This is a genomic window from Acidocella sp. C78 (assembly GCF_907164655.1).
Map to the genome: position 1 here is coordinate 18914 of NZ_CAJQZK010000075.1, position 24221 is coordinate 43134.

Annotated in this window: 22 protein-coding genes; 14 read left to right on the forward strand and 8 right to left on the reverse strand. The window is 68.8% G+C overall.

Features of this window, described 5'->3' with window-relative positions; translation table 11 throughout:
• On the reverse strand, positions 1-1386 hold the full coding sequence (gene gorA / locus ACIDOCELLA78_RS89410) for a glutathione-disulfide reductase (protein ID WP_201728769.1): 1386 nt from the start codon (positions 1384-1386) through the stop codon (positions 1-3).
• 181 nt (positions 1387-1567) lie between these two features.
• Here gorA and ACIDOCELLA78_RS89415 point away from each other — a divergent pair, with 181 nt between their 5' ends.
• Entirely contained in the window at positions 1568-3379 is a 1812-nt protein-coding gene (locus ACIDOCELLA78_RS89415) for a cation:proton antiporter (RefSeq protein ID WP_201728770.1), read from the forward strand.
• Positions 3380-3385: 6 nt separating this feature from the next.
• Here the strand turns inward: ACIDOCELLA78_RS89415 and ACIDOCELLA78_RS89420 are convergent, their stop codons facing one another.
• Together ACIDOCELLA78_RS89420 and ACIDOCELLA78_RS89425 are read right to left on the reverse strand one after the other, a co-directional pair.
• The gene (locus tag ACIDOCELLA78_RS89420) at positions 3386-3733 is read right to left on the reverse strand and encodes a sulfite--cytochrome C oxidoreductase subunit B (protein WP_201728771.1); all 348 of its coding nucleotides are present in this window, start codon (positions 3731-3733) and stop codon (positions 3386-3388) included.
• Positions 3734-3849: 116 nt separating this feature from the next.
• Positions 3850-5106, reverse strand: a complete 1257-nt coding sequence (locus tag ACIDOCELLA78_RS89425) for a molybdopterin-dependent oxidoreductase (RefSeq protein ID WP_201728772.1) — start codon at positions 5104-5106, stop codon at positions 3850-3852.
• Positions 5107-5231: 125 nt separating this feature from the next.
• On the opposite strand from ACIDOCELLA78_RS89425, the gene ACIDOCELLA78_RS89430 reads away from it, so the two are divergent.
• Positions 5232-5900, forward strand: coding sequence for a glutathione S-transferase family protein (locus ACIDOCELLA78_RS89430; protein ID WP_201728773.1), 669 nt, complete (start codon positions 5232-5234; stop codon positions 5898-5900).
• 20 nt (positions 5901-5920) lie between these two features.
• Here the strand turns inward: ACIDOCELLA78_RS89430 and ACIDOCELLA78_RS89435 are convergent, their stop codons facing one another.
• The gene (locus ACIDOCELLA78_RS89435) at positions 5921-6778 is read right to left on the reverse strand and encodes an NUDIX hydrolase family protein (RefSeq protein ID WP_201728774.1); all 858 of its coding nucleotides are present in this window, start codon (positions 6776-6778) and stop codon (positions 5921-5923) included.
• Positions 6779-6812: 34 nt separating this feature from the next.
• Here ACIDOCELLA78_RS89435 and ACIDOCELLA78_RS89440 point away from each other — a divergent pair, with 34 nt between their 5' ends.
• The 5 genes from ACIDOCELLA78_RS89440 to ACIDOCELLA78_RS89460 all read left to right on the forward strand — a co-directional run bounded on the left by ACIDOCELLA78_RS89440 (position 6813) and on the right by ACIDOCELLA78_RS89460 (position 12320).
• Positions 6813-8684, forward strand: a complete 1872-nt coding sequence (locus tag ACIDOCELLA78_RS89440) for an ABC transporter ATP-binding protein/permease (protein WP_201728775.1) — start codon at positions 6813-6815, stop codon at positions 8682-8684.
• 46 nt (positions 8685-8730) lie between these two features.
• The gene (locus tag ACIDOCELLA78_RS89445; RefSeq protein ID WP_201728776.1) at positions 8731-8970 is read left to right on the forward strand and encodes a hypothetical protein; all 240 of its coding nucleotides are present in this window, start codon (positions 8731-8733) and stop codon (positions 8968-8970) included.
• A 161-nt stretch (positions 8971-9131) separates the two neighbouring features.
• Positions 9132-10241, forward strand: coding sequence for a sugar ABC transporter substrate-binding protein (locus tag ACIDOCELLA78_RS89450; RefSeq protein WP_201728777.1), 1110 nt, complete (start codon positions 9132-9134; stop codon positions 10239-10241).
• A gap of 64 nt (positions 10242-10305) precedes the next feature.
• Entirely contained in the window at positions 10306-11115 is an 810-nt protein-coding gene (locus ACIDOCELLA78_RS89455) for an ATP-binding cassette domain-containing protein (RefSeq protein WP_201728778.1), read from the forward strand.
• Entirely contained in the window at positions 11112-12320 is a 1209-nt protein-coding gene (locus ACIDOCELLA78_RS89460; protein ID WP_201728779.1) for a sugar ABC transporter permease, read from the forward strand. The genes ACIDOCELLA78_RS89455 and ACIDOCELLA78_RS89460 overlap by 4 nt, the downstream gene beginning before the upstream one ends.
• Here ACIDOCELLA78_RS89460 and ACIDOCELLA78_RS89465 read toward each other — a convergent pair.
• Together ACIDOCELLA78_RS89465 and ACIDOCELLA78_RS89470 are read right to left on the reverse strand one after the other, a co-directional pair.
• The gene (locus ACIDOCELLA78_RS89465) at positions 12317-13414 is read right to left on the reverse strand and encodes an FAD-dependent oxidoreductase (RefSeq protein WP_201728780.1); all 1098 of its coding nucleotides are present in this window, start codon (positions 13412-13414) and stop codon (positions 12317-12319) included. The genes ACIDOCELLA78_RS89460 and ACIDOCELLA78_RS89465 overlap by 4 nt on opposite strands.
• 5 nt (positions 13415-13419) lie before the next feature.
• Entirely contained in the window at positions 13420-14082 is a 663-nt protein-coding gene (locus ACIDOCELLA78_RS89470; RefSeq protein WP_201728781.1) for a cupin domain-containing protein, read from the reverse strand.
• A gap of 187 nt (positions 14083-14269) precedes the next feature.
• On the opposite strand from ACIDOCELLA78_RS89470, the gene ACIDOCELLA78_RS89475 reads away from it, so the two are divergent.
• The 3 genes from ACIDOCELLA78_RS89475 to ACIDOCELLA78_RS89485 are packed head-to-tail and all read left to right on the forward strand — an operon-like array spanning position 14270 to position 17798.
• Positions 14270-16582 carry a xanthine dehydrogenase family protein molybdopterin-binding subunit gene (locus tag ACIDOCELLA78_RS89475; protein ID WP_201728782.1) on the forward strand — a complete coding sequence of 771 codons (2313 nt, stop codon included), beginning with the start codon at positions 14270-14272 and terminating at the stop codon, positions 16580-16582.
• Positions 16579-17004 (forward strand): DUF1489 family protein, encoded by a 426-nt coding sequence (locus ACIDOCELLA78_RS89480; RefSeq protein WP_201728783.1) that lies wholly within the window; start codon positions 16579-16581, stop codon positions 17002-17004. Before ACIDOCELLA78_RS89475 ends, ACIDOCELLA78_RS89480 begins: the two co-directional genes overlap by 4 nt.
• Entirely contained in the window at positions 17001-17798 is a 798-nt protein-coding gene (locus ACIDOCELLA78_RS89485; protein WP_201728784.1) for a S49 family peptidase, read from the forward strand. The genes ACIDOCELLA78_RS89480 and ACIDOCELLA78_RS89485 overlap by 4 nt, the downstream gene beginning before the upstream one ends.
• Positions 17799-17844: 46 nt before the next feature.
• Here ACIDOCELLA78_RS89485 and ACIDOCELLA78_RS89490 read toward each other — a convergent pair whose 3' ends face one another.
• Together ACIDOCELLA78_RS89490 and ACIDOCELLA78_RS89495 are read right to left on the reverse strand one after the other, a co-directional pair.
• Positions 17845-19275 (reverse strand): NAD-dependent succinate-semialdehyde dehydrogenase, encoded by a 1431-nt coding sequence (locus tag ACIDOCELLA78_RS89490; RefSeq protein ID WP_201728785.1) that lies wholly within the window; start codon positions 19273-19275, stop codon positions 17845-17847.
• Positions 19276-19312: 37 nt separating this feature from the next.
• Positions 19313-20638 carry an aspartate aminotransferase family protein gene (locus ACIDOCELLA78_RS89495; protein WP_201728786.1) on the reverse strand — a complete coding sequence of 442 codons (1326 nt, stop codon included), beginning with the start codon at positions 20636-20638 and terminating at the stop codon, positions 19313-19315.
• A 195-nt stretch (positions 20639-20833) separates the two neighbouring features.
• Between ACIDOCELLA78_RS89495 and ACIDOCELLA78_RS89500 the strand changes: the two genes are divergently transcribed.
• The 4 genes from ACIDOCELLA78_RS89500 to ACIDOCELLA78_RS89515 all read left to right on the forward strand — a co-directional run bounded on the left by ACIDOCELLA78_RS89500 (position 20834) and on the right by ACIDOCELLA78_RS89515 (position 24191).
• A complete protein-coding gene (locus tag ACIDOCELLA78_RS89500) occupies positions 20834-21679 on the forward strand; it encodes a fumarylacetoacetate hydrolase family protein (RefSeq protein WP_201728787.1) in 846 nt (281 codons plus the stop codon).
• Between the two features lie 165 nt (positions 21680-21844).
• Complete coding sequence (locus ACIDOCELLA78_RS89505) at positions 21845-22288, forward strand: hypothetical protein (RefSeq protein ID WP_201728788.1); 444 nt, start codon at positions 21845-21847, stop codon at positions 22286-22288.
• Positions 22288-23352, forward strand: a complete 1065-nt coding sequence (locus ACIDOCELLA78_RS89510; RefSeq protein WP_201728789.1) for a quinone-dependent dihydroorotate dehydrogenase — start codon at positions 22288-22290, stop codon at positions 23350-23352. Before ACIDOCELLA78_RS89505 ends, ACIDOCELLA78_RS89510 begins: the two co-directional genes overlap by 1 nt.
• An 11-nt stretch (positions 23353-23363) precedes the next feature.
• Entirely contained in the window at positions 23364-24191 is an 828-nt protein-coding gene (locus ACIDOCELLA78_RS89515; RefSeq protein ID WP_374223257.1) for a TIGR01459 family HAD-type hydrolase, read from the forward strand.
• The last annotated feature ends 30 nt before the right edge of the window (positions 24192-24221 follow it).

Sequence of the window (24221 nt, forward strand, 5' to 3'; positions counted from 1 at the left end):
CTACTCCGCTGCCCGCGTCTTCGCCGATTCGCCGCCGCGATCGACACGCCGCGTCGCGCTCCGCAGGGTGACGAATTCCTCCGCCGCTGTCGGATGGATGCCGATCGTGCCGTCGAAATCCGCCTTGGTCGCTCCGGCGGTGATCGCCACGGCGAGCCCCTGCATGATCTCCGCCGCATCCTCGCCGAGCATGTGGGCGCCGAGCACGCGGTCGGATTCTGCATCGACGATCAGTTTCATCATCGTCTTGCGCGCGCGGCTGCTCAGCGTATGGCGCATGGGGGTGAACCGGGCGACGAACACTTTCGCTCCCTCCGGCGCCTCGTCCTCGGTCACGCCGACGCTGGCCAGCGGCGGGATCGAGAAGACCGCGCTCGGCACGTTGGCCAGGGAAATGCGGCGCGGCCGGTTGCCGAACAGCGTGTCGGCCAACGCATGGCCCTCGGCGGTGGCGACCGGGGTGAGGTTGAGCCGGTCGGTCACGTCGCCGAGCGCGAAAATATGCGGCACGTTCGTGCGATAGGCGTCGTCGATCGGGATGGCGCCGCCGGGCCCGGCCGTCACCCCGGCCTTGTCGAGGCCGAGTCCGGCCACGTTCGGCGCTCGTCCGGTGGCGAGAAACACGCAATCCGCCTCGATCACATGCCCGTTCGACAAATGCAGCCGCCTGCGCGCGCCGGCCGCCTCGATCCGCACCGGGGCCACGCCGTGATGCACGCCGATGCCGTTCGCTGCCAGCGCCTCGGCCAGCCCCGCCCGCAGGTCGGGGTCGAACCCGCGCAGCGGCAGCGGCTGGCGGTAGGCGATGTCCACCTTCGAGCCCAGACCGGCAAAGATTCCTGCGAACTCGACCGCGATATAACCGCCGCCCACCATCACCACGTGCTCCGGCCGCGCCGGCAGGTGGAAGGCGTCGTCCGAGACGATCGCGAGTTCCGCGCCGGGAATGTCGAGACGGACCGGCTGGCCGCCGGTCGCGATCGCGATCCGGTCGGCGGTGACGTGATGCTCGCCCACCATCAGCGTGTGCGGGCCGAGAAACCGCGCCCGCGCATTGAAGATTTTCGCGCCCGCGCGCTCCAGCAGCCCGGTATAGGCGCCGTTCAGCCGGCCGATCTCGCGGTCCTTGGCGGCGATGAAGCCGGGCCAGTCATGCGCGACGGCGCGCATGTCCCAGCCGAAGCCGCGGGCATCGGCGGCGCCGAGCCCGTATTCCGCTGCCATCACCATCAGCTTTTTCGGCACGCAGCCGATATTGACGCAGGTGCCGCCCCAGTGCCGGTCCTCGGCGATGCCGACGCGCGCGCCGTGCCCCGCCGCGATCCGCGCGAGCCGCACGCCCGCCGAGCCGCCGCCAATGACAAAGAGATCAAAATCGTGATTCATCCGGACAACCCCGTCTTGCCGACTTCCAGTCCGGGGGGTTGTCGCATGATTGGCAGGGGAAGGAAACGGAAAGCCGATCCGGCATCGATCGCGCCAGTTGGCGGGCGCGCCCGCCGGTGGCAGGGTTGCGCCGGTTCGGCCCGTGCGCCGCGCCCATGCCTGTTTCGGGGACTCTGGCACAATGATCATCACCCTCGTCGCCCTGCTCGCGGCCACGGTCGTCATGGTTCCGCTGGCGCGCCGCCTCGGGGTGGGCAGCATCGTGGGGTATCTGTTCGCCGGGCTCGTCATCGGCCCGGCCGGGCTGCGCCTCGTCACCGGCGTGTCGCAGATCCGCAGCGTATCCGAGTTCGGCGTGACCATGCTGCTCTTCCTGATCGGGCTGGAAATCCGCCCTCACCGGCTCTGGATCCTGCGCAAGACCATTCTCGGTCTCGGCCTTGGCCACATGATCCCGAGTGCGGCGATCCTCGCGGCGCTGGCCCATCTCGCCGGGCTCGGCTGGCCGGCGGCGACCGTGATCGGGCTCGGCCTGTCGCTCTCCTCCACCGCGATCGTGCTGCCGATGCTGAACGAGCGGAACCTGCTCGGCGCCGCGTCCGGCCGCGATGCTTTCGCGGTCTTGCTGTTCCAGGACATGGCGTTCATCCCCCTCGTCGCGCTGGTACCGCTGCTCGTCGGCAACACGCTGGCGGGTCACATCGCCGCGGGGGCGGCGCCGGCGGATGTCGCGGCGCGTTTCGCCGATCATGTGCCCTGGCTCGCGGTGGGGCGGGCGACGCTGGCGGTGGCGGCGATCCTGTTCGGCGGGATGGTGCTCGCCGACCGGATTTTCCGCCTGATCGGCGGCGCTCGCACCCCGGAGGTGTTCACGGCGATGACGCTGCTGATCGTCGTCGGCACCGCGGCGCTCGCCCACTGGGCCGGGCTGTCCGCCTCGCTCGGCGCCTTCATGGCCGGCGCGCTGCTCTCCGACTCGGAATTCCGCCACGCCATCCAGGCCGATATCGAGCCGTTCGAGGGTCTGCTGCTCGGCTTCTTCTTCATCTCGGTCGGCATGTCGGTCGATGTGTCATTGTTTCACGTGGAACCTTTGCGGATCATCGCTTCCGTGGCCGTGCTGCTGGCGGTGAAGACGGCGGTGGGCTTCGCCGTTGCGTTCATCAAGCGCCGCAACGTGGCCACCGCGCTGCGTTTCGCCGTGGCGCTGCCGGAGGGCAGCGAGTTCAGCTTCGTGGTGTTCGCCGCCGCCGTCGGCGCCGGGGTGCTGAGCCCGGCGCAGTCTGGCCTTGCGACGCTCACGGTCGCGCTCTCGATGCTCGTGGTTCCGCTCGGCTTCGCCGGCATCGAGCGCTGGATCATGCCGCGCATCGCCCGCCGCCAGGCGCCGCCCTCCACCCCGATCGAGGAGGGGGTGGCGGTGCCGGTGCTGATCTGCGGTTTCGGCCGGGTCGGCCAGATCGTCGGCCGGCTGCTCTCGGTGCGGCGGATTCCCTTCGTCGCCCTCGACCAGAATGCCGATCATGTCGCCTTCGTCCGCCGCTTCGGCGCGCGCGCCTATTTCGGCGATCCGGCGCGGCTGACCGTGCTGCGCGCCGCCGGGGCGGGCAATGCGAAGCTGCTCGTCATCGCACTCGACGATCCTGAGGCGGCGCTGCGGGTCGCCGATCTCGCGCGCCGCCACCTGCCGCATCTGACCATCCTGGCCCGGGCGCGCAACCGCCGCCACGCGCAGCTGCTGATGGATCGCGGCGTCGAGCACATCGTGCGCGAAACCTTCGCATCGAGCCTTGAACTCGGTGAGCGCGCGCTGCGCGAACTCGGGATTCCGGCCGAGGAGGTGGTGCGCACCATCGGCACGTTCCGGGCGCGGGACGAGGCGCTGCTCACCGAAACGCTGGGCTTTGCCGGCGACCCGTCGCGCGTGGTCGCCAGCATCGAGCAGAGTGTCGCCGAGTTGCAGTCCCTCTTCGAGGCGGACCGCAGCGGCTGAGCCGGGCTATTTCGCGGCCTGCTGCCGCGCCACCAGGGCATCGACGATTGCCGGAATGTCGGCCTCGGCATAGGGCGCGCCGAAGATCGCCTTCATTTTCGTCACCTCCGCCCTCCAGGTTGCGGCCGGAAGTGGCGGCTGACGGTCGATGAACCCGGCGGAGTGGCACATCGTGCAGTCGCGGTTCAGGGTTTCGGCCCCCGAGCCCGAGAACATCGCGCCGGGCGAGGGCAGGTCGACCGTGCGTGTGGCGAAACCGGCGGCGGTGTCCGCCGGTGCGGCGGCGCGCGCGGCGGCGGCACAGGCGACAAGGCCGATCGCGGCGCCGAGCAGGAGGGGGAGCGGACGGATCATCAGCGGTCTCCTTTAGAGCAGTTGCCGATCCATCCGGATCGGATATCGTGCTCTAAAATATTGATAAATAAAGAACATTTATCCGATCAGATGCCTCCATCCGCTCGGATGACGCTCTAACCGGCCACGACGTCGACATGTTCGACAGGGTTGTAGAGATAGCCGCCGGGGTTCCACACCGCGCGCATCGGCTGCATCCGGCTGGCGGCGTTGCGCGCCCGCACCATCAGCCGGTAGTCCCCGGCTTTGGGAAACCGGGTGACGGCGTGCCATTCGCGGAAGCCATAGGGGCCATGATCCGGCCCGAGTGTTGCCGGGCGCCAGCTCGCGCCGGCATCGGTCGAGATGTCGATCGCGCGGAGCGCGGCATCGCCGCCGAAGCCGAAGCCGCGCAGCGTGAGTGCCGCCGTCGTCGGCACGCGGGCGCCGTTGGCGATGCCGGTGAAGAAGCTGCGCGGGCGCATCGGCCCGATCGGGACCATCTTCACGCCGGTCTCGCCCGGGCGCATCCCGCCATCCTGCCGGTCGGGGATGCGATAGGCCTTGGCCATCCAGAAATCGGTCGAGGGATGTTCGAGCACCTCGATCTCGGTGAGCATCTTCATCCAGTAGGTCGAGAACCAGCCGGGCACGACGAGGCGCAGCGGATAGCCGTTGAGCAGCGGCAGGTAGGCGCCGTTCATGCGGAAGGCGACCATGGTGACGCCGTCATTCGCCCGGCGGAGTGGCAGCGCCTTTTCGAACTGCGCATCGGGCGGGAAGATGCCGCCCGACTCCAGGCTGCGGAACGCGACATGCGTCGCTTTCGGGCTGAGCCCGGCGCGGGCGAGCAGCGCGCGCAGGGGCACGCCGGTCCAGATCGCGTTGAACATCGCGCCGTTGCCCCACTGGGCGCCGGGCACCCGCGGCTCGATGAGCCCGCGGCTGTTGCCGGCGCACTGGTTCACCGCGGCGAGGCGGCGATGGGGGAAGCCGCGCACCAGCTCCTCGAGCGTGAGCTCGTAGGGCCGCCTCACCGCGCCGCCGATCCGCAGCCGGTAGGTGGCGGGATCGACCGAGGTCGGTACATCGCCCAGATGCCAGCGCACGAAAGCGAGGTCGTTCGGCGTGTAGAGATGGTCGCCGAACACGGCGAACGGCGTTTCCAGCAGCGGCGGGCGCGTGCGCTGGAGGATCATCTCGCCCTTCTGCGGAAAGGTTCCGGCCGGCACCAGCGGCCGTTCGCCATTGTCGAAAGGCAGGGTGACGGTCGCGGCCCGCGTAGTGCGGGGCAGGGCGGCTAGCCCGGCAATGGCAGCCCCGCCGGCAAGCGCCGCCCGGCGCGATGGATGGATAGGCCGGGGCGCAGGTGCGCCCGTGTTTGTCTCGCTCATCATCAATCTCCCCGATGCAGCGAGCTTGGGCCATGTTTGTATCCGTTGCGCGACGGAATTGTAATTTTCGCCCCGGCGCGGCAGCGGCCTTGCACGGCGTGGCGGTCCTGCGATAACCGGCCTGCATGCGCATTCTCCATCACCTCCCGCTTTCGCCCTATGCCCGCAAGGTCCGGCTCGTTCTGGCCGAGAAGCGGCTGCCCTTCGAACTCAAGCTGGAAAAGACCTGGGAACGCCGGCCGGAATATCTGGCGATGAACCCGGCCGGCACGGTGCCCACCCTGGTCGAGGAAAACGGGCTGGTGGTGCCGCACTCGAATGCCATCTGCGAATATCTCGACGAGGCCTATCCGGATATTTCGCTGATCGGGCGCACCCTTGCCGAACGCGCCGAGATTCGCGCCGTCACCGCCTGGTTCGACGAGCGTTTCGCCACCGAAGTGTCGCGCAACCTGCTGTACGAGAAGGTGATGAAGCCGGCGGCCAAGCGCGGCGCGCCCGACCCCTCGCGAATCCGCGACGGCTATGCGGCGCTGCGCGCCCATCTCGGTCATATCGGTTTTCTCGCCGAGCGGCGGAAATATTTGGCCGGCGCCAATCTCTCGCTCGCCGATTTCGCCGCCGCGGCGCAGCTCTCGGCCCTCGATTTCATCGGCGATATCGACTGGTCGGTGAACCCGGCCGCGCGGGAATGGTATGCGCGGATCAAATCCCGCCCGGCGTTCCGGCCGCTGCTGAACGACCGGGTTTCCGGCTTCACGCCGCCGCCGCATTACGCCGATCTCGATTTCTGATCCCCGCCCGCTGGCGGGCGTCAGTCTCCGGCGGCCGCGGGATGGGCGGCGAGCGCCGATCGCAGCCGTCCGCCCGGATCGTCGAGCACGCCGTGGCGGAGCAGGAAATCGATCAGCACAAGATTGACGTTGAACTTCACCTCGTCGGTTTCGGCGATGATGTCCACCATCTCGCGCGCCGGGACGAGCATGAACGACTCGACCTCGCCATCCGCCGCCTCGGGGCGGAACGAGGGGGGAAGTTCAAGATCGTAGCAGACCAGCAGGTCGCGCCGCAGCCCTTCGGGCCGTTCCATGTCATAGGCGATCCGGGCGACGGGGCGCGCCGTGGCGATGACATCGGCGGGGATGCTGGCTTCCTCGGCGGCTTCCTTGGCCAGCGTGTCGAAGGCGCCCATGCCGGCGGACACGCCGCCGCCGACGAGATTGTCGAGCTTGCCGGGATCGAGTTTCTTGGTCGCGCTCCGCCGGCCGATCCACAGATGCGGCCCGTCCGCCCGGCCGACATAGCCGTTGAGATGGACGCCGACGCCGATGACGCCGAAGGCGGGCAGCGCCCCGCGGTCGAGCGTCGCGAGCACCGGGCCGTCGATCCGGCTGCGCACGTCGAACAATTCGCCGCGGGTGCGGAAGCCGTGCGCCGGGCCGAGCGGGGTCGCCACCGCGTTCAGCCGCGCCGCATCGGGCGCGGGAATGCTGAGCCCGGCGGGATGCGCCCGCGCGTATCCCGCGAGATCGGCGGCAAGTTCGCCCCCGACATAGCCCACCGGCGCGTCGCCGATCAGCAGCGGTATCCGCCGGCCTGGCAGAACCGCCGTGCGGCATTGCGCGATGCGCGCCAGCAATCCCGCCGATACCTGCTCAGCACTACCCGCCATTTGCAATCCGCGTATCAAATGCCATTTGCCGGAGATGGCCCGAACATTAGATATTGCCAAGAGTGAAAGCAGCCTCGCGACGGTGCGCTCGCTGCTGCCCTATCTCTGGCCGCGGCGCGAGCCCGGCCTGCGTCTCCGCGTCGTGCTGGCGTCGCTCTGCCTCGTGCTCGCCAAGGTTGCGACCGTCGTCATTCCGATCCTGTATGCGCGGGCGGTGGACGTGCTGTCGGCCAAGGCGGGGCCGCTCGCCGTTCCGGCGGCGCTGATCGTCGCCTATGCGCTGGTGCGTATCGCCTCGTCGGGGTTCGGCGAGTTGCGCGATGCGCTGTTCGCCGCCGTGCAGCAGCGCGCGGCGCGGGTGATCAGCCGCGAGACCTTCGAGCATCTGCACAACCTCTCGATGCGCTTTCATCTTGACCGGCAGACCGGCGGGCTTTCCCGCGTCATCCTGCGCGGCACCACCGGCATCCAGACGGTGCTGCGGCTCGCCGTGTTCAACGTGGTGCCGACGCTGATCGAACTGCTGCTGACGGTCGGCATTCTCTGGCACATGTTCAACTGGAAATACGCCGCGATCACCCTGCTCGCGGTCGGCGGCTATCTCGGCTTCACCTTCGGCTTCACCTCGTGGCGCATCAAGTTCCGCCGGCAGATGAACGAGACCGACAACGCCGCCCAGACCAAGGCGATCGACAGCCTGCTGAATTTCGAGACGGTGAAGTATTTCGGCAACGAGGCGCATGAGAGCGTGCGGTTCGACGCGAGCCTCGCCGCCTACGAGACGGCGGCGGTCCGCTCGCAGGTGACGCTCAACGCGCTCAATCTCGGCCAGGCCGCGATCATCGCCACCGGCCTCGCCGTGCTGATGCTGATGGCGGCGAACGGCGTCGTCACCGGGCGGCTGAATGTCGGCCAGTTCGTGCTGGTGAACACCTACCTGATCCAGCTCTACCAGCCGCTCAACTTCGTCGGGTTCGTCTATCGCGAGCTGAAACAGGGGCTGGTCGACATGGAGCAGATGTTTTCGCTGCTCCGCACGCCCCAGGAAATCACCGACCGGGCGGACGCGAAGACCCTGCAAGCGCGAGGAGCGCCTGTGCCGGTCGAGTTCGTCGATGTCCGCTTCGGCTACAGCCAGGATCGCGAAATCCTGCACGGCATCTCCTTCCGCGCCGAGCCGGGCCGCAAGATCGCCCTGGTCGGGCCGACCGGGTCGGGCAAGTCGACCATTTCGCGGCTGCTGTTCCGCTTCTACGACGTGAGCGAGGGCGCCGTGCTGGTCGATGGGATCGACGTGCGCGACCTGACGCAGGCGAGCCTGCGCGGGGCGATCGGCGTCGTGCCGCAAGACACCGTGCTGTTCAACGACAGCATCCGCTACAACATCGCCTATGGCCGCCCCGGCGCGTCGGACGCCGAGGTCGAGCGGGCGGCCCGCCTCGCGCAGATTCACGATTTCATCATGTCGTTGCCGCAGGGCTATGCGACCACCGTCGGCGAGCGCGGGCTCAAGCTTTCGGGCGGCGAGAAGCAGCGCGTCGCCATCGCCCGCACCATTCTCAAGGACCCGCGCCTGCTCATCCTCGACGAGGCGACCAGCGCCCTCGATACCGCGACCGAGCAGGATATCGGGGCGGCGCTGCGGCAGGTGGCGCGCGACCGCACCACGCTGGTGATCGCCCATCGCCTGTCCACCGTGATCGACGCAGACGAAATCCTCGTGCTGCGCGACGGCAACATCGTCGAGCGCGGTACCCATGCCTCGCTGCTCGCCGCGGGTGGCATCTATGCCGCGATGTGGGCGGCGCAGTCCGAACAGATCGAGGCGGCCTCGGCCGAGCAGGGGCTCGCGACCGGCCCGCGCACCCGCGAGCTGCCGCTCGGCTCCGCGGCAACCCCGGCCTGATGCGGCCGGACGACATCACGATTTCATGACGCAAGGGAACAAGCCGATGCACCAACAAGCCACCGAGGCGCAGATTCTCGAAGCCGGGCAGATCATCGACCAGCTCGTCCATCACATGGTCGAGAAGGAGATCCCGACCATCGCCATCGCCTCGGCCCTGCTTGGCGGCGCGCTCAACCTGCTGGGAGCGGAGCTTCCCGACGACGCGATCCTGAGAATCCTCGACAATGCCATGCAGAGCGTGCGCTCGGGCGCCCTGCGCGAGCTTGACGAACCGAGGCAATAGGCCTCGCCGGCTCCGCAGTCACGGCAGGTCTGCATTTCCCGCTTGACAATGGTTCGGGCTTCACGATAGCAACCGATTTACTACAAGGGTCAAATTAATTGGAACCTCGCGGCATGCCGGGGCCAGAATTCGATCCATCATATCTTGGAAGAGGAAACACCATGAAAATCGCGTTCCCGACGATCATTGCCGCGTCCGCGCTGGCGGTTGCCGCCTTCGGCCTGACGGCCGCGCACGCCCAGTCGGTTACCCAGCCGTCCGTGCACCAGATCAGCAGCAAGAAGACCACGATCGCCTTCCTGCTGCCGGAGAATTCCTCGCCGCGCTACGAGCAGGTCGATCGTCCCTGGTTCATCAAGATGGCGCATGCGGCCGATCCGAACGCCAAGCTAATCGTCAGCAACGCCAATTCGAGCCCGGACACCCAGCTCAACCAGGCCGAGTCCGCGATTTCGAACGGGGCGGACGTGCTCGTCGTCGATCCTGTGGACGGCAAGGCCGGCGCCGCGGTGGTGAATTACGCCGCGCGCAACCATGTGAAGGTCATTTCCTATGACCGCCTGATCCAGGATTCGAAGCCCGATTACTACGTCTCCTTCGACAACACGAAGGTCGGCGAGTTGCAGGGCGAATATATCGCCAAGCACACCAAGGCCGGCGGCAGCGTGATGATGATCAACGGCGCGCCGACCGATCCGAACGCGTTCGACTTCCGCAAGGGCGCGATGAACGTGCTCGGTCCGCTGTTCAAGTCGGGCAAGCTGCATCTCGCCTATTCGGTGATGACGCCGGACTGGAGCCCGCAGAACGCGTTCGAGGAAAGCCAGCAGGCGCTGACCCGGCTGCACAACAAGGTCAATGCCGTTCTCGCCGCCAATGACGGCACGGCCTCGGGCGTGATCCGCGCGCTGCAGGCGGTTGGCCTTGCCGGCAAGGTGCCGGTGACCGGCCAGGATGCGACCAATGGCGGCCTGACCTTCATCCTCGAGGGTCTGCAGTCGATGACGGTGTTCAAATACGTCCCCGAAGAAGCGGCGGCGGCGGCCGATCTCGCGGTTGCGGTGGCGACCGGCGCGAAGCCGCCGGCCGGCCTCGTCAACGGCAAGGTCAACAACAAGATGATCGACGTCCCGTCGGTGCTGCTCAAGCCGCTGGTGGTTACCAAGGCGAATATCGCGGGCTCGGTGATCAAGTCGGGCTATACGACCTGGAAGGCGATCTGCGTGGGCCCCGCGGCCCAGGGCAAGATCTGCAAGGCCCACGGCGCCTGATCCGCGATCATTGACTGCGCGGCGGACGCCCCGCGCGTCCGCCGTTTGCCTGGGAGGATGAGAGATGAGTGCGGCAATCGCGGCTGAACCCGTCGCAGCACCCCTGCTGGAGGTGCGCGGCCTGCAAAAGCGCTACGGCGCCGTGGTCGCCCTGCGCGACGTGAATTTCACCGTTCGCCGCGGCGAGGTCACCGCCCTGCTCGGCGACAACGGCGCGGGCAAATCCACGACCATCAAGGCGATCGCCGGTGTCGCGCCGATCGACGAGGGGGACATCCTGCTGGAGGGGCGGCCGGTCTCGATCCGCCATCCGTCCGAGGCAACGGCGCTGGGCATCCAGACCGTGTATCAGGACCTCGCCCTCTGCGACAATCTCGGCATCTGCGCCAATCTCTATCTCGGCCGCGAGCTCGTCAGTTCGCCGACCGCGCTCGGCCCGCATGTCCTGCGCGATGTCGACATGGAGCTTGAAGCGCGGCGGGTGCTGAAGACGCTGCGGATCAACCTGCCCGCGCTGGATACGCCGGTGGCCTCGCTCTCCGGCGGCCAGCGCCAGGCGGTCGCCATCGCCCGCGCGGTGCTGTGGGATTCCAAGCTCGTCATCATGGACGAACCGACCGCGGCCCTCGGCGTCGCCCAGACGGCGGAGGTGCTTCGCCTCGTGCGCGACCTCGCCGAGCAGGGCTATGGCGTCATTCTCATCACCCACAACATGCAGAACGTCTTCCAGGTGGCGGACAACATCGCCGTGCTGCGCCTCGGCGCCACGGTGATGCAGGCCCGCAAGAGCGACGTGACGCCGGAGCAGGTGGTCGGCGCCATCACCGGCACTCTCGCAATCCCCGGAACCGGCACGGCAGGAGCCATGGCATGAGCAGCGTGCAGCATCCGGAGCAGAAATCCGAGCAGAAATCCCCGTTCAGGCGCTGGCTGACCGGAGTCGCGCAATCGACTGATCTCGGCATGCTGCCGGTGATCGCGGCGCTGATCGTCATCTGGATCGTGTTCGAGACGCTGAACGCCAACTTCCTCACCCCGCGCAACCTTTCCAATCTCGCGGCGCAGATCGTCGTCACCGGCACGCTGGCGCTGGCCGAAATCTATATCATCCTGCTCGGCATGATCGACCTGTCGATCGGCTGGAACTCGGTGCTCGCCGCCTCGGTGTTCTCGCTGGCGACGGTGTTCTTTCACCTGCCGGTCGGCGTCGGCATCGTGCTCGGGATCGCGCTGGCGACCGGGATCGGCTTTCTCCAGGGCATGGTGGTGTCGCGGATCGGCGTACCGAGCTTCGTCGTCACCCTTGGCGGGGGGATGATCGCCGAGGGGCTGACGCTCGCGATCCTGACGCCGCATGGCGGATCGGTGCCGTTGGCGGATGATTTCACCACCGCGATCGGCACGCTCAATCTCGATCCGCTGTGGTCGTGGGTGCTGAGCCTGCTGCTGTTCGGCGGGTATGCGGCGGTCACGCTCGGCGGCATCCGCAAGCGCGCCGCCAGCGGCCATGAGGGCGGGTTCGCCGCGACGATGCGGCTGGTCGGCGTCGCCATCATGCTGTTCGGCGCGGTGTTCATGCTGAACGCCTATCGCGGCGTGCCGTTCCTGCTGATGCTGTTCCTGATCGCGCTGTTCGCCTCGGCCTTCGTCACCAAGTCCACCCGCTTCGGCCGGCATCTCTACGCGGTCGGCGGCAATGCCGAGGCGGCGCGGCGCGCGGGCATCTCGGTGAAGGGAATCCAGCTCGCGGTCTTCATCATCGCCGGCTTCCTCGTCGGCCTCGCCGGCTATCTCGATGCCGCCCGCCTCGGCGTCGCCTCCGCCTCGGTCGGCAATGGCGACATCATGCTGAACGCCGTCGCCGCGGCGGTGATCGGCGGCACCTCGCTGTTCGGCGGGCGCGGCAGCGTCTATGGCGCGCTGTTCGGCGCGCTGGTGATCGCGAGTGTGAGCAACGGGATGAACCTGCTTGGTGCTGCCTCGTCCGTGCGCTTCATCGTCGAGGGGCTGATCCTGCTGGCCGCGATCACCATCGACACCATCCTCCGCCTCCGGCGGATGCGCAGCGGCCGGGCCTAACGCCCGACCGCCGCGCCCGCCGCGGGAAGGCCGCCGCCATGTTGCGCATTCATGGCGGCGGCTGCCTCGGCGGCGGCGAGCGCGCCTTCGAGATAGCCGCCGAATTCCGGCGCGCTCTCCGACCCTGAGAGCAGGACGCGGCCGTGCCAGGGCGCGGGCATGGCGAGCGGCGCATAGGGCGGGTGCCCGGCCAGCGGCGGGGCGTCGGCGGGTGTCGCGGTCAGGTCATCGGCCGACCAGTCCTGGATCAGCAGCGCGCGCGGCGACCCTGCCGCCGGACCGAACAGCGCCGCGAGCTGGGCGCGCACGGCATCCTCCAGTGTCGCCCGGCGCGCTGCCCGCATCGCGGCCGGCCAGGCGAAGAAGCCGAACAGCGCCGCCTCGCTCGCCGCGCCGGGCAGGCTGGCGTCGTGTATCTCGCCCAGCGGTCCGCAGCGGCTGAAGGCCCCGCCGGACAGGCCGGAAGCGCGCCAGACCGGCGTGTCATAGATCGCCAGCGCCTTGGCGTGCCCGGCCATCCAGGTTGGCACCGCTTCAAGCTGCCGCAGCGCCGAAGCCGGCAGGGCGGGTTCAAACCCGATCGCCGCCGCCAGCCGCGGCGGCAGCGCCAGCGCCACGCGCCGCGCCCGCAACCGTGTTTCCCCGGCCGCGACGCTGACCGCGTCCGCTGCCAGCACCAGATGCTCGACCCGGGTGCCGAGCCGGATCGTGCCGGGGGCGAGGCGGGCGGCGAAACCTTCGGCGAGGGCGGTGGTTCCGCCCTCGATCCGCATGCTCGGCGGCTCCTGCGCGAAGCCGTGGGGCAGGCGCTGGACCGCGCCGTCGGTGTCCTGAAACACGAAACCGCCGTCATCCGCCTGACGATGCAGCCGCAGACCGAAGGCGGCGGCGGCCCGTGCGACGCGCGGCTGCATGGAAGGCCAGATCCAGGCCGGGCCGAGATCGTAGCAGCCTGATTCGGTGCGATGCGCGAGGCTGCGCCCGCCGATTCGCGAACGCGCCTCGATCACCGCGACTTCCTGGCCCTCTTGCTGCGCCCGCGCCGCGAGGGCGAGCCCGGCGAGGCCCGCCCCGACCACGATCAGGTCGTGCATCGGCGTCAGGCTGCCGCCGGCAGATGGCCGCTCTTGCGGTAGAGCAGCGCCCCGTCGGCGCTGGACAGCGCGAGCCGGCTGCCGGCGGGCAGCCGCAGCCAGGTGCCGGCGCCAAGCGTGGCGCCATTCCGCGCGATCGTCCCCTCGACCACGAAAATCTCGACGCCGCGCGGATAGGCCTGTTCCACCGTTTCGATGCCGGCGGCGAGGCGGATCATGTCCACCTGCTCCCAGGGGGCGGAGAACAGCAGCGCCTCCGACCACCCGGCCGCGCGCTCGCGCCAGAGCCCGGGATCGGTGGTGTCAATCCGCACCGGGGCAGCCTCTTCCGGCGGCATCTGCCGCAGCTTCACCAGGATGGTCGCGCCCGGCGCGCTGGAGGGCGTGTGCCGCGAGCCAGGCGGATTGCGCACGTAATGGCCGCGCGGGAAGTCTCCGGTCTCGTCCGAGAACACGCCGTCCAGCACCAGGAATTCCTCGCCCTCGTCATGCCTGTGCGGACTGAAGGCCGAACCCGGCGCGTAGCGCACCAGCGAGGTCGCCCGCGCCACTTCGCCGCCGTCGCGCTCCAGCATCCGGCGCTCGACGCCGGCCATCGGCGAGGCGATCCAGTCGAGCGCCTCCGATGCGACGAGTGCCGGCTGGCGAAGATCGGCGTTGATCTGCATGTCTGCTCCTTTCGGCCCGAGGCCGGTCTCCGAACTCACTATCTCGCCTGCATATGGTCGGTTTCGCGCCGACGGCAAACCGCTCTTGCCGTGCCGGTGTATTGTATTTTCCCGACCGCCCCATATCCTGAGCGCAGGGAAGGCGGGCTGCTGCCGCCGTCAGCAACTGGAAGATGAGGAATCGATCATGGTGAAATTCGGTCTTGCCCAGCCGGTCAAGCGCGTCGAGGATTCGCGGCTGCTGCGCGGAGATGGCCAATATACCGACGACGTTCCGGGCGAGGGGGTGCTCCACCTTCACGTTCTGCGCTCGCCGCACGCCGCCGCGACGATCACCGGGATCGACACCGAGGCTGCCCGCGCGGTGCCGGGCGTTCTTGCCGTCGTCACCGGCGCGGACCTCGCCGCCGAGGGCATCGCGCCGATTCCCTGCATGGTGCCGATCAAGAACCAGGACGGCACGCCGCGCGCCCAGGCGGATCGCCCGGCCCTCGCTGTGGGCGCGGTGCGCCATGTCGGCGAGCCGGTGGCCTATATCGTCGCCGAAACCGCGCAGGCCGCGCGCGATGCCGCCGAGCTGGTCGATGTCCGCTACGACATGAAGGCCTCGATCACCGATCTCGCCAGCGCGATGTTGGACAGCGCGCCGCGCGTGCATGACGACGCGCCGGCCAACCGCGTGTTCGACTGGGCGGTGGGCGACGCCGCGAAGGTGGACGAGCTGTTCGCCGCCGCCGCGCATGTGACGAAGCTGCGCATCGTCAACAACCGCATCGTCGTCAACTCGCTGGAGGCCCGTGCCGCCCGCGCCGAATTCGACGCGGCCTCCGGCCGCTGGACGCTGACCACCAACACCCAGGGCGGCTGGCTGCTGAAGGACTGCCTCGCCGGCGCCGTCTTCAAGGTCGAGCCGGCGAAGTTCCGGGTCATCACCCCGGATGTCGGCGGCGGGTTCGGCATGAAGCTGTTCGTCTATCCCGAGCATGTCATGGTCTGCCACGCCGCCCGCAAGCTGGGCCGCCCGGTGAAATGGACCTCCGAGCGCAGCGAAGCGTTCCTGTCGGACACGCATGGCCGCGATCACATCACGTTCGGCGAGCTGGCGCTCGACGCCGATCACCGGATCACCGCGATGCGGGTGACCGACACGGCGAACATGGGCGCCTATCTCTCGAATTTCGGCCCTTTCATCCCGACCCTCGCGGGCACCAAGGTGCTGGCCAGCGTCTATGGCATGAAGGCGATCCATGCGCGGGTGTTCGGCGTGTTCACCAACACCGTGCCGGTCGACGCCTATCGCGGCGCCGGCCGCCCGGAGAGCAACTATCTCGTCGAGCGGCTGATCGACGCCGCCGCCCGCGAACTCGGGATCGACAGCGCCGAGCTGCGCCGCCTCAACATGGTGCCGGCGAGCGCCATGCCCTTCACCACCGCGATGGCGCAAACCTATGATTCGGGCGATTTCCACAAGGTGCTCGACCATGCGCTCGGACTGATCGACTGGAAGGGCTTCCCCGCCCGCCGCGCGAAATCCGCCGCCGCCGGCAAGCGCCGCGGCATCGGCATGGCCTACTACCTCGAGGCGACCGGCGGCGCGCCGGAGGAGCGCGCCGAGATCCGCTTCACCAAGGATGGGTATGTCGATGTCTATGTCGGCACCCAGTCCACCGGGCAGGGTCATGAAACCGCCTATGTGCAGCTGGTGAACGACCGGCTTGGCATCGACCCGGACAAGATCCGCGTCCGCCAGGGCGATACCGATACGATCCCGCAGGGGGGCGGCACCGGCGGCGCGCGCAGCCTCTATTCCGAGGGGCAGGCGATTGCGCTGACCACCGCGACGATCCTTGAAAAGGGTCGCAAGGCGGCGGCCGATCATCTGGAGGCGGCGGAGGCGGACATCGTGTTCCAGGACGGCGCGTTCCGCATCGTCGGCACCGACCGGGCGATCGATGTCGTCACGCTGGCGGCGGATCTGCACGGCGAGCAGGGCAACGCGCTCGATACGGCCGAGATCGCCAAGATCGAGAAGCACACCTTCCCGAACGGCTGCCATATCGCCGAGGTCGAGATCGATCCGGAAACCGGCGTTACCTCGGTGCTGCGCTATCTCGTGTGCGACGATGTCGGCACCATCGTGAACCCGATGATCGTGCGCGGGCAGGTGCATGGCGGCGTCGCCCAGGGGCTCGGGCAGGCGCTGCTGGAAAACACCGCCTATGATCCGGAGTCGGGCCAGCTCGTCGCCGGCAGCCTGATGGACTACGCGCTGCCCCGCGCCGACGATCTGCCGGATATCGAGGTGGAGTTCGTCTCGGTGCCCTGCGCCTCCAACCCGCTCGGCGTGAAGGGCGCGGGCGAGGCCGGCGCGGTCGGTTCGCCGCCGGCGCTGATCAACGCGGTGATCGACGCGCTCGCCGCGGACGGCATCCGCGAGATCGACATGCCGGCGACGCCCGAGCGCGTCTGGCAGGCGATCGCGGCGCGGCAGGCCGCTTGATCCATCTGGTCAAGCTCGCGGTCGGCGTGAAGGATCCCGGCCATCTGGCCGAGATCCAGCGCCGCCGCGCCGCGGCCGACCCGCCGCTGCGCCACCAGACCCGCAGCTTTCCCAAGCGCGCGGCGGAGCTCGCCGATGGCGGGTCGATCTACTGGGTCATTACCGGCGCCATTCTCGTCCGCCAGCTCGTGCTCGACGTCATCGAGGATGTCTGGGATGACGGCACGACCTGTACCGGCCTGGTGCTCGACCCCACGCTCGTCCGGGTCGAGGCGCGGCCGATGAAGCCCTTCCAGGGCTGGCGCTATCTCGCGCCGGACGACGCACCGGCCGACCTGCCGGAGGGCGTCCGCATTTCCGGCATCGAGGCGCTGCCGCCGGCGCTGCGGCGCGAGTTGCGCGCCCTGGCTCTGCTGCCATGACGTTCCGCTTGCCGTGGTCGCGCCCGCGGGTGCCGGTGATCCGGCTCGCCGGGCTGATTTCGCCGCGCGAGGGGGCCGTCAATCTCGAACGTTTCGCGCCGGCCATCGATCGCGGGTTCGACCTCGCCAAGGGTGGCACGAACCTGCTGATCCTCGCGATCGAAAGCCCCGGCGGCTCGCCGGTCCAATCCGACCTGCTTGGCCGCCATATCCGCCGCAAGGCCGAGGAGACCGGCGTGCGCGTGCTTGCCGTGATCGGCGATGTCGGCGCCTCGGGTGGCTACTGGATCGCCTGCGCGGGCGATGAGATTTTCGCCAACCCGATGTCCATCGTCGGCTCGATCGGGGTGGTCGGCGGCGGCTTCGGCGTGCATGACCTGATCCGCCGCTTCGGCATCGAGCGCCGCATCGTCACCGCCGGCGCCAACAAGCTGCGCAACGACCCGTTCTCGCCCGAACGGCCGGGAGACGCCGCATTCAACCAGGCGCTGCTCGACGACATTCACGCGGCGTTCAAGGCGTGGGTGCGCGAGCGCCGCGGCGCTGCCCTGAAAGGCGACGACACGGTGTTCGACGGCTCCTACATGCTGGGTAGCGCGGCGAAGGCACGCGGTCTGATTGACGGATTCGGCGATGTGCGCGGCCTGATCGCCGGGCGCTGCGGCGCGCGGGCGAAGCCGGTCTTTCTCGGCCCGAAGCGGAAATTCTCGCTGCTGCGGCTGGTCGGCCGGTCCAGCCTGATCGAACTCGCCAACGCGATGGAGGCCGAGGCGCTCACGCCGAAACTCGGCTGAGCGCCCCGGTGGGTTCGGCGTCTTACGACGCTGTTGTTCTGGCGTCTTATGACGCCTGGGTCACGAACTTGGTGGCGAGATAGGCCTCGATCGCCTCGGCGCCGCCTTCCCAGCCATAGCCGCTGTCCTTCATGCCGCCGAACGGGGTTTCGGGCAGGGCGATGCCGTGATGGTTGATCGAGATCATCCCGGCCTCGATGCGGTCGCCCAGCGCCGTCACCGTTTTGGCCGATCGCGAATAGGCATAGGAGGCCAGGCCGTATTCCAGCCGGTTGGCTTCGGCCACGGCGTCCTCGAAGGTCGAGAACCGGTTGACCAGCGCGAGCGGGCCGAACGGTTCCTCGTTCATCACCCGCGCCGTGGTGGGAATGTCGGTCAGCACGGTGGGCTGGAAGAAATACCCCTTGTTGCCGATCCGCTCGCCGCCTTCGGCCACCTTCGCGCCGTGCTTCGTGGCGTCGGCGATGAAGCCCTCGATCGCCGGGATGCGGCGCTCGTTGGCCAGCGGCCCCATCGTCGTGCCCTCCTCGAGCCCGTTGCCGACCTTGATCTTGCGGACGGCGCCGAGGAAGCGCTCCATGAACCCGTCATAGACGCTCTCCTGCACGAGGAAGCGCGTCGGCGCGACGCAGACCTGGCCGGCATTGCGGAACTTGTTGGCGGCGAGGATCTTCGCCGCCGCGTCGAGATCGGCGTCCTCGAAGACGATCGCCGGCGCGTGGCCGCCGAGTTCCATCGTCGCCCGCTTCATGTGCGCCCCGGCAAGGGCGGCGAGGTGCTTGCCCACCGCGGTCGAACCGGTGAAGGAGATCTTCCGGACGGCGCGGTGCGGGATCAGGTATTCGGAAATCTCCGCCGGCACGCCGTAGACGAGGTTGAGCACGCCCGGCGGCAGCCCGGCATCGGCGAAGGCGCGCACCAGCTCGGCGCAGGCGCCCGGCGTTTCCTCCGGCCCCTTCAGGATCACCGCGCAGCCGGCGGCCAGCGCGGCGGAGACCTTGCGCACCGCCTGGTTGATCGGGAAGTTCCACGGCGTGAAGGCGGCGACGATGCCGACCGGCTCCTTGACCACGAGCTGGTAGACGCCCGCCGCGCGCGCCGGGATCACCCGGCCATAGGTGCGCTTCGCCTCTTCGGCGAACCAGTCGATCACGTCGGCGGCGACGGTGGTCTCGCCCTTCGCCTCGGCGAGCGGCTTGCCCTGTTCCATCGTCATGATCGTTGCGATTTCGGGGATCCGCGCGCGGATCAGCTCGGCGGCCTTGCGCAGCAGTGCCGCGCGCTGGAATGCCGGCGTCGCCCGCCAGGTCGCGTAGCCGGTCTCGGCCGCCTCGATCGCGGCGTCGAGATCCGCGCGCCCGGCATGGGCGGCGGTGCCGATGACCTCCTCGGTGGCCGGGTTGATCACGTCGAGCGTGCGGCCCGAGGCGGATTTCGTCCATTCCCCGCCGATATGCAGCAAAACGTCCTTGTACATCTCTGATCCTGTCTCCGTGTCCTGGCTGGCCGCCGGGTCAGACCGTGGCCAGCACCTTGCGCAGCTTGTCGAACATCTCGTCGAGCTGGTCGTCGGTGGTGATGAAGAGCGGGGCGAAGATCGCCGTATCGCTGGCGACCCGCAGCACCAGACCCTGTTCGAAGGCGCGGCGCAGCACGGCGAAGCCGCGCTTGCCCGGCCCGCCCTCGGGCGCGAGATCGACCGCGCCGAGCAGGCCGAAACCGCGGGTGTCGGTGACGATCGGCAGGTCGCGGAGCGAGGCGATGCGTTCGAGGAATTTCGGCGCCAGTGCCGCGGCGCGGGCGAACAGGTCGTCCTCGCGGTAGATCCGCAGCGTCGCCAGCGCGGCGGCGCAGGCCACCGGATGCGCCGAATAGGTGTAACCGTGGAAGAACTCCACCGCGTCCGGCCCGGCGGCGTCGAGAATCGCCTGCTGGACGTCTTCCCGCACGGCGACGGCGGCCATCGGGATGTTGCCGTTGGTGATCGCCTTGGCCATGGTCAGCATGTCCGGCACCACGCCGAACGCATCCGCCGCGAAGGGCGCGCCGGTGCGCCCGAAGCCGCAGATCACCTCATCGAAGATCAGCAGGATGCCGTGCCTGGTGCAGATCTCGCGCAGCCGCTCCAGATAGCCCTTCGGCGGCACCAGAACGCCCGTCGATCCCGCGATCGGCTCGACGATGCAGGCGGCGATGGTGTCCGCGCCATGCAGGTCGATCATGCGCTGCAGGTCGTCGGCCAGATCGACGCCGCCATGCTCGCCCTGGCCCATCTGGAAGCGGTTTTCGGGGATATGCGTGTGGCGCATGTGGGCGACACCCGGGAGGCCGAGACCGAATGCCTCGCGGTTCTTGACCATGCCGCCGACCGACCAGCCGGCGAAATTGACCCCATGATAGCCGCGCGCCCGGCCGACGAAGCGCTGACGCTGCCCCTGGCCGCGCACGCGATGATACTGGATCGCGACCTTGAGGGCGGATTCGACCGCTTCCGACCCCGAGCCGGCGAAGAAGACCCGGTTCAGCCCGGCGGGCAGCATCTGCGCCAGCTCGTTGGCCAGACGGAACGAGCCGGGGACGCCGAACTGGAAGGCCGGCGCGTAGTCAAGTTCTTCAAGCTGCCGCGCCACCGCATCGCGGATTTCGCGCCGGCCATGCCCGGCCGGCGTGGTGTAAAGGCCGGAGACCGCATCGAGCAGTTTTTCCCCCGCGGTGTTCCAGTAATGCACACCCTCGGCGCGGGCGATGATTCGCGGCGCGTCATGGAACTGGCGGTTGGCGGTGAACGGCATCCAGTGATGGATCAGCGGCTCGTTCGAGCGCGGCGCGGGCTGGGTCATGGATCGGTCCTTGAATGAAGCAGGTCTCGCTAGACTATTATTTTAAGCACAGCAGGAGCAAGTCGGGCGGAAACAGCGCAAGTTCAACAGGGGCTGTCGATTATCCTGAACATGATGCGGCGCCCGTCGATCCTCTTGGCCGGCGGCGTCGCGCGGACTACAAGCAGACCACGAGTATAACGGGAGTTTAAATATATGAAACTGTTCAGGCATGGCGCCGCCGGCGCCGAACGTCCAGGAATCGTCGATGCATCCGGCGCGCTGCGCGATCTCTCCGGTGTTGTTTCCGAAATCGACGCCGCCGTCCTTGGCGATGCCGGGCTTGCGCGCCTCGCCGCGCTCGACGCCGCGACGCTGCCGCTGGTGCCCGCCGGCACGCGGATCGGCGCGCCGGTTCCCCGGCCGGTGAATTTCATCTGCATCGGCCTCAACTATGCCGACCATGCGGCCGAGTCCGGGCTCAAGGTGCCGGAGGAGCCGATCATCTTCCTCAAGGCCGGCAGCGCCTATTCGGGCCCGAACGACGATATCGTGATCCCGCCCGGCTCGAAGGAAACCGACTGGGAAGTCGAACTCGGCGTGATCATCGGCACGGGCGGCTCGCACATCGCCGAGGACGCGGCGCTTGAGCATGTCGCCGGCTATTGCATCGTCAATGATGTCAGCGAGCGCGAATACCAGATCCGCCGCGGCGGCACCTGGGACAAGGGCAAGGGCTGCCCGAGCTTTGGCCCGACGGGTCCGTTCCTCGTGACCCGCGACGAGGTGCCGGACCCGCAGGCGCTCGATCTGTGGTGCGAGGTCGATGGCAAGCGGATGCAGAACGGCAACACGCGGACGATGATCTTCGGCGTGAAGACGCTGGTATCCTATGTCAGCCGGTTCATCCGTCTCGAACCCGGCGACATCATCGCCACCGGCACGCCGCCCGGCGTCGGCATGGGGATCAAGCCGGAGCCGGTTTTCCTGCGGCCGGGTCAGACCGTGCGCCTCGGCATTGCCGGTCTCGGCGAACAGACGCAGAAAACCACCGGCGGCTGACCGCCGGAGGGATGCCCGAAAAGGCCGGATTGCCCGGCGTCGCCGGCGGGTTCAGAACACCCGCCGGCGATCGGTCCGGCAATTCGGCGATCGCGCCGCGCAATCTAGACTTTCGTTAATTCCCCTGCCATTGAGGCCACGGGCAAGCTCCAGTAAAGGCCGTTCATGCGTCGCTCGATCCTCATGATTTTCGTGCTTCCAGCCATCCTTGCCGGGTGCGCGGTGCCCGGCCGCCATGTGCCGGGCCCCTATGCCGGCGCGCCGTCGCTGGTGGATGTCGCGGCGCTTACCGCTTTCAACGGGCGGCTTCCGCTGGTGACGATTCCCGAGGCGGTCGAAACATGGTCCCCCTCGGTGAAATATGCCGTGGACGCGGCGTTGAAAATCAATCCCAAGGCGGAATTCCGGGTGGTTGTCACCGCGCCGGCCGCGGGTGGGCCGGCGGCGGCCGAACGGGCGATGGCCCGCCTCGCGCCGCGCGCCGCGCAGGTTGCGGATGCGATCGTGGCCGATGGGGTGGCGGCGGAACACGTCTCGCTCGGCGCCGCCGCGCCGCTTGCCGGGATTCCCGCCTCTTCGACCCCCGAGATCGTGGTCTTCGCGAAGTAATGCCTGTCGCGGATATCGCCGCGGCCGCGCTGCGCCTGCTGGAACCCGAGACGGCGCACGACATCGCATTGGCCGGGTTGCGTCTCGGGCTCGCGGGGCGGCGCGAGGTTCCGGCCGATCCGCGCCTTGCGATGTCCGCCTTCGGACGAACGATAACCCTGCCGATCGGGCTTGCCGCGGGGTTCGACAAGGATGCCGCCGCCCTTGCCGGGCTGTCCCGCCTTGGGTTCGGATTCATCGAGGCCGGCACGGTGACGAGGCGGCCGCAACCGGGCAATCCGAAGCCGCGCCTGTTCCGGCTGGCCCAGGATCGGGCGCTGATCAACCGGATGGGGTTCAACAATGGCGGCATCGAGGGGTTCGCCGCCCGCCTCGCCGGCGCCGACCGCACGCGGGCGGCCATTGGCGCCAATCTCGGCATCAACAAGGAAGGGGCGGACCCGCTGGCCGATTACCCCGCCCTGGTCCATGCGGTCGCGCCGCATGCCGACTACATCGCCATCAACGTCTCCTCGCCCAACACGCCCGGCCTGCGCGACCTGCAGGCGACCGACCGGCTGGCCGCGATCCTCGATGCGATCCGTGCCGCCGTGCCAGGCGCCCCGCCGCTTTTCGTCAAGCTCGCCCCCGACCTCGATGAAGGGGTTCTGCCGGAACTGGTCGAGATGGTGATTGGCCGCGGTGTCGCCGGGCTGATCGTCAGCAACACCACGCTCGCCCGGCCCGATGCCCTGCGCGGCGCGGCACGCGGCGAGGCGGGCGGCCTGTCCGGCGCGCCGCTGTTCAACCGGGCGACGCGCATGCTGGCGCGGGTTCGCCTGCTCGCCGGCGACCGGCTTTTGCTGATCGGCGTCGGCGGCGTGGCGACGCCGGAGCAGGCGCTCGCCAAATTCCGCGCCGGTGCGAGCCTCGTGCAGGTCTATACCGCTTTCGTCTATCAGGGGCCGTCGGTGCTGCCGCGCATCGCCGCCGGACTGTCCGCCCTGCTCGACCAGTATGGCGCGGCGACGCTGGCAGAACTTGTCGGCCGGGATGCCGACCGGCTCGCGGAGATCGCGCCGTGAGCGAAGCCCCGATGAGCGTCGAAACTCTTGCCCGCGATCGCGATGGCTTCATCGTCGATCTCTGGGGCGTGGTGCATGACGGGGTGCGCCCCTATCCCGGCGTTGCCGCCTGCCTGCGCCATCTGCGCGAGGCCGGCAAGCGCGTCGTTTTTCTCTCCAACGCGCCGCGCCGCACCGCGCCGGTCGCGGCCGCTTTGGCCGCGATGGGCATCGGCCCCGAGCTTTACGACGGGATCATGACCAGCGGCGAGGCCGTGCGCACCGCCCTGGTTTCGCGCAGCGAGCCCGATTTCGCGGGGCTTGGCGAGCGGCTGTTTCATCTCGGTCCGCCGCGTGACCGCAACCTGTTCGACGATCTCGGGCTCGCCGAGGCCGACCGGCCGGATGCGGCGGATTTCCTGCTGAATACCGGACCCGACGATCTCGCGCCGCCCGACGATCCCGCCGCCTTCGATCCGCTGCTGCGCGAGGCGCTCGGCGCGGGGCTGCCGATGATCTGCGCCAATCCCGACCTGGAGGTGATCCGCGACGGGCGCCGTATCATTTGCGCAGGGGCGCTCGCCCAGCGCTACGCCGCCTGGGGCGGGCGGGTGATCTGGCGCGGCAAGCCCGATCCGGCCGTCTATCGTCCGACCCTGGATCTGCTCGGCACCGAACCGGCGCGGACGATCGCGTTCGGCGACTCGCTGCGAACCGATATCGCCGGCGCGAAGGCCGCCGGCATCGCCTCGGTGCTCGTGCTCTCAGGCGTCCACGTCGCGACGCCCGAGGAGGCTTGGGCCGATTGCGCTGCCGCCGGGCTCGACCCGCGCGCCATCATCGGCGGGTTCCGCTGGTAAGGGTTCATCCCCGCGCCGTTTCGTGATAGC

What these genes read in the sequence shown, in the direction of transcription:
- gorA (WP_201728769.1), bottom strand. Translation starts at nt 1,386, where the DNA reads ATGAATCACGATTTTGATCTCTTTGTCATTGGCGGCGGCTCGGCGGGC.
- ACIDOCELLA78_RS89415 (WP_201728770.1), top strand. Translation starts at nt 1,568, where the DNA reads ATGATCATCACCCTCGTCGCCCTGCTCGCGGCCACGGTCGTCATGGTT.
- ACIDOCELLA78_RS89420 (WP_201728771.1), bottom strand. Translation starts at nt 3,733, where the DNA reads ATGATCCGTCCGCTCCCCCTCCTGCTCGGCGCCGCGATCGGCCTTGTC.
- ACIDOCELLA78_RS89425 (WP_201728772.1), bottom strand. Translation starts at nt 5,106, where the DNA reads ATGAGCGAGACAAACACGGGCGCACCTGCGCCCCGGCCTATCCATCCA.
- ACIDOCELLA78_RS89430 (WP_201728773.1), top strand. Translation starts at nt 5,232, where the DNA reads ATGCGCATTCTCCATCACCTCCCGCTTTCGCCCTATGCCCGCAAGGTC.
- ACIDOCELLA78_RS89435 (WP_201728774.1), bottom strand. Translation starts at nt 6,778, where the DNA reads ATGGCGGGTAGTGCTGAGCAGGTATCGGCGGGATTGCTGGCGCGCATC.
- ACIDOCELLA78_RS89440 (WP_201728775.1), top strand. Translation starts at nt 6,813, where the DNA reads ATGGCCCGAACATTAGATATTGCCAAGAGTGAAAGCAGCCTCGCGACG.
- ACIDOCELLA78_RS89445 (WP_201728776.1), top strand. Translation starts at nt 8,731, where the DNA reads ATGCACCAACAAGCCACCGAGGCGCAGATTCTCGAAGCCGGGCAGATC.
- ACIDOCELLA78_RS89450 (WP_201728777.1), top strand. Translation starts at nt 9,132, where the DNA reads ATGAAAATCGCGTTCCCGACGATCATTGCCGCGTCCGCGCTGGCGGTT.
- ACIDOCELLA78_RS89455 (WP_201728778.1), top strand. Translation starts at nt 10,306, where the DNA reads ATGAGTGCGGCAATCGCGGCTGAACCCGTCGCAGCACCCCTGCTGGAG.
- ACIDOCELLA78_RS89460 (WP_201728779.1), top strand. Translation starts at nt 11,112, where the DNA reads ATGAGCAGCGTGCAGCATCCGGAGCAGAAATCCGAGCAGAAATCCCCG.
- ACIDOCELLA78_RS89465 (WP_201728780.1), bottom strand. Translation starts at nt 13,414, where the DNA reads ATGCACGACCTGATCGTGGTCGGGGCGGGCCTCGCCGGGCTCGCCCTC.
- ACIDOCELLA78_RS89470 (WP_201728781.1), bottom strand. Translation starts at nt 14,082, where the DNA reads ATGCAGATCAACGCCGATCTTCGCCAGCCGGCACTCGTCGCATCGGAG.
- ACIDOCELLA78_RS89475 (WP_201728782.1), top strand. Translation starts at nt 14,270, where the DNA reads ATGGTGAAATTCGGTCTTGCCCAGCCGGTCAAGCGCGTCGAGGATTCG.
- ACIDOCELLA78_RS89485 (WP_201728784.1), top strand. Translation starts at nt 17,001, where the DNA reads ATGACGTTCCGCTTGCCGTGGTCGCGCCCGCGGGTGCCGGTGATCCGG.
- ACIDOCELLA78_RS89490 (WP_201728785.1), bottom strand. Translation starts at nt 19,275, where the DNA reads ATGTACAAGGACGTTTTGCTGCATATCGGCGGGGAATGGACGAAATCC.
- ACIDOCELLA78_RS89495 (WP_201728786.1), bottom strand. Translation starts at nt 20,638, where the DNA reads ATGACCCAGCCCGCGCCGCGCTCGAACGAGCCGCTGATCCATCACTGG.
- ACIDOCELLA78_RS89500 (WP_201728787.1), top strand. Translation starts at nt 20,834, where the DNA reads ATGAAACTGTTCAGGCATGGCGCCGCCGGCGCCGAACGTCCAGGAATC.
- ACIDOCELLA78_RS89505 (WP_201728788.1), top strand. Translation starts at nt 21,845, where the DNA reads ATGCGTCGCTCGATCCTCATGATTTTCGTGCTTCCAGCCATCCTTGCC.
- ACIDOCELLA78_RS89510 (WP_201728789.1), top strand. Translation starts at nt 22,288, where the DNA reads ATGCCTGTCGCGGATATCGCCGCGGCCGCGCTGCGCCTGCTGGAACCC.
- ACIDOCELLA78_RS89515 (WP_374223257.1), top strand. Translation starts at nt 23,364, where the DNA reads ATGAGCGTCGAAACTCTTGCCCGCGATCGCGATGGCTTCATCGTCGAT.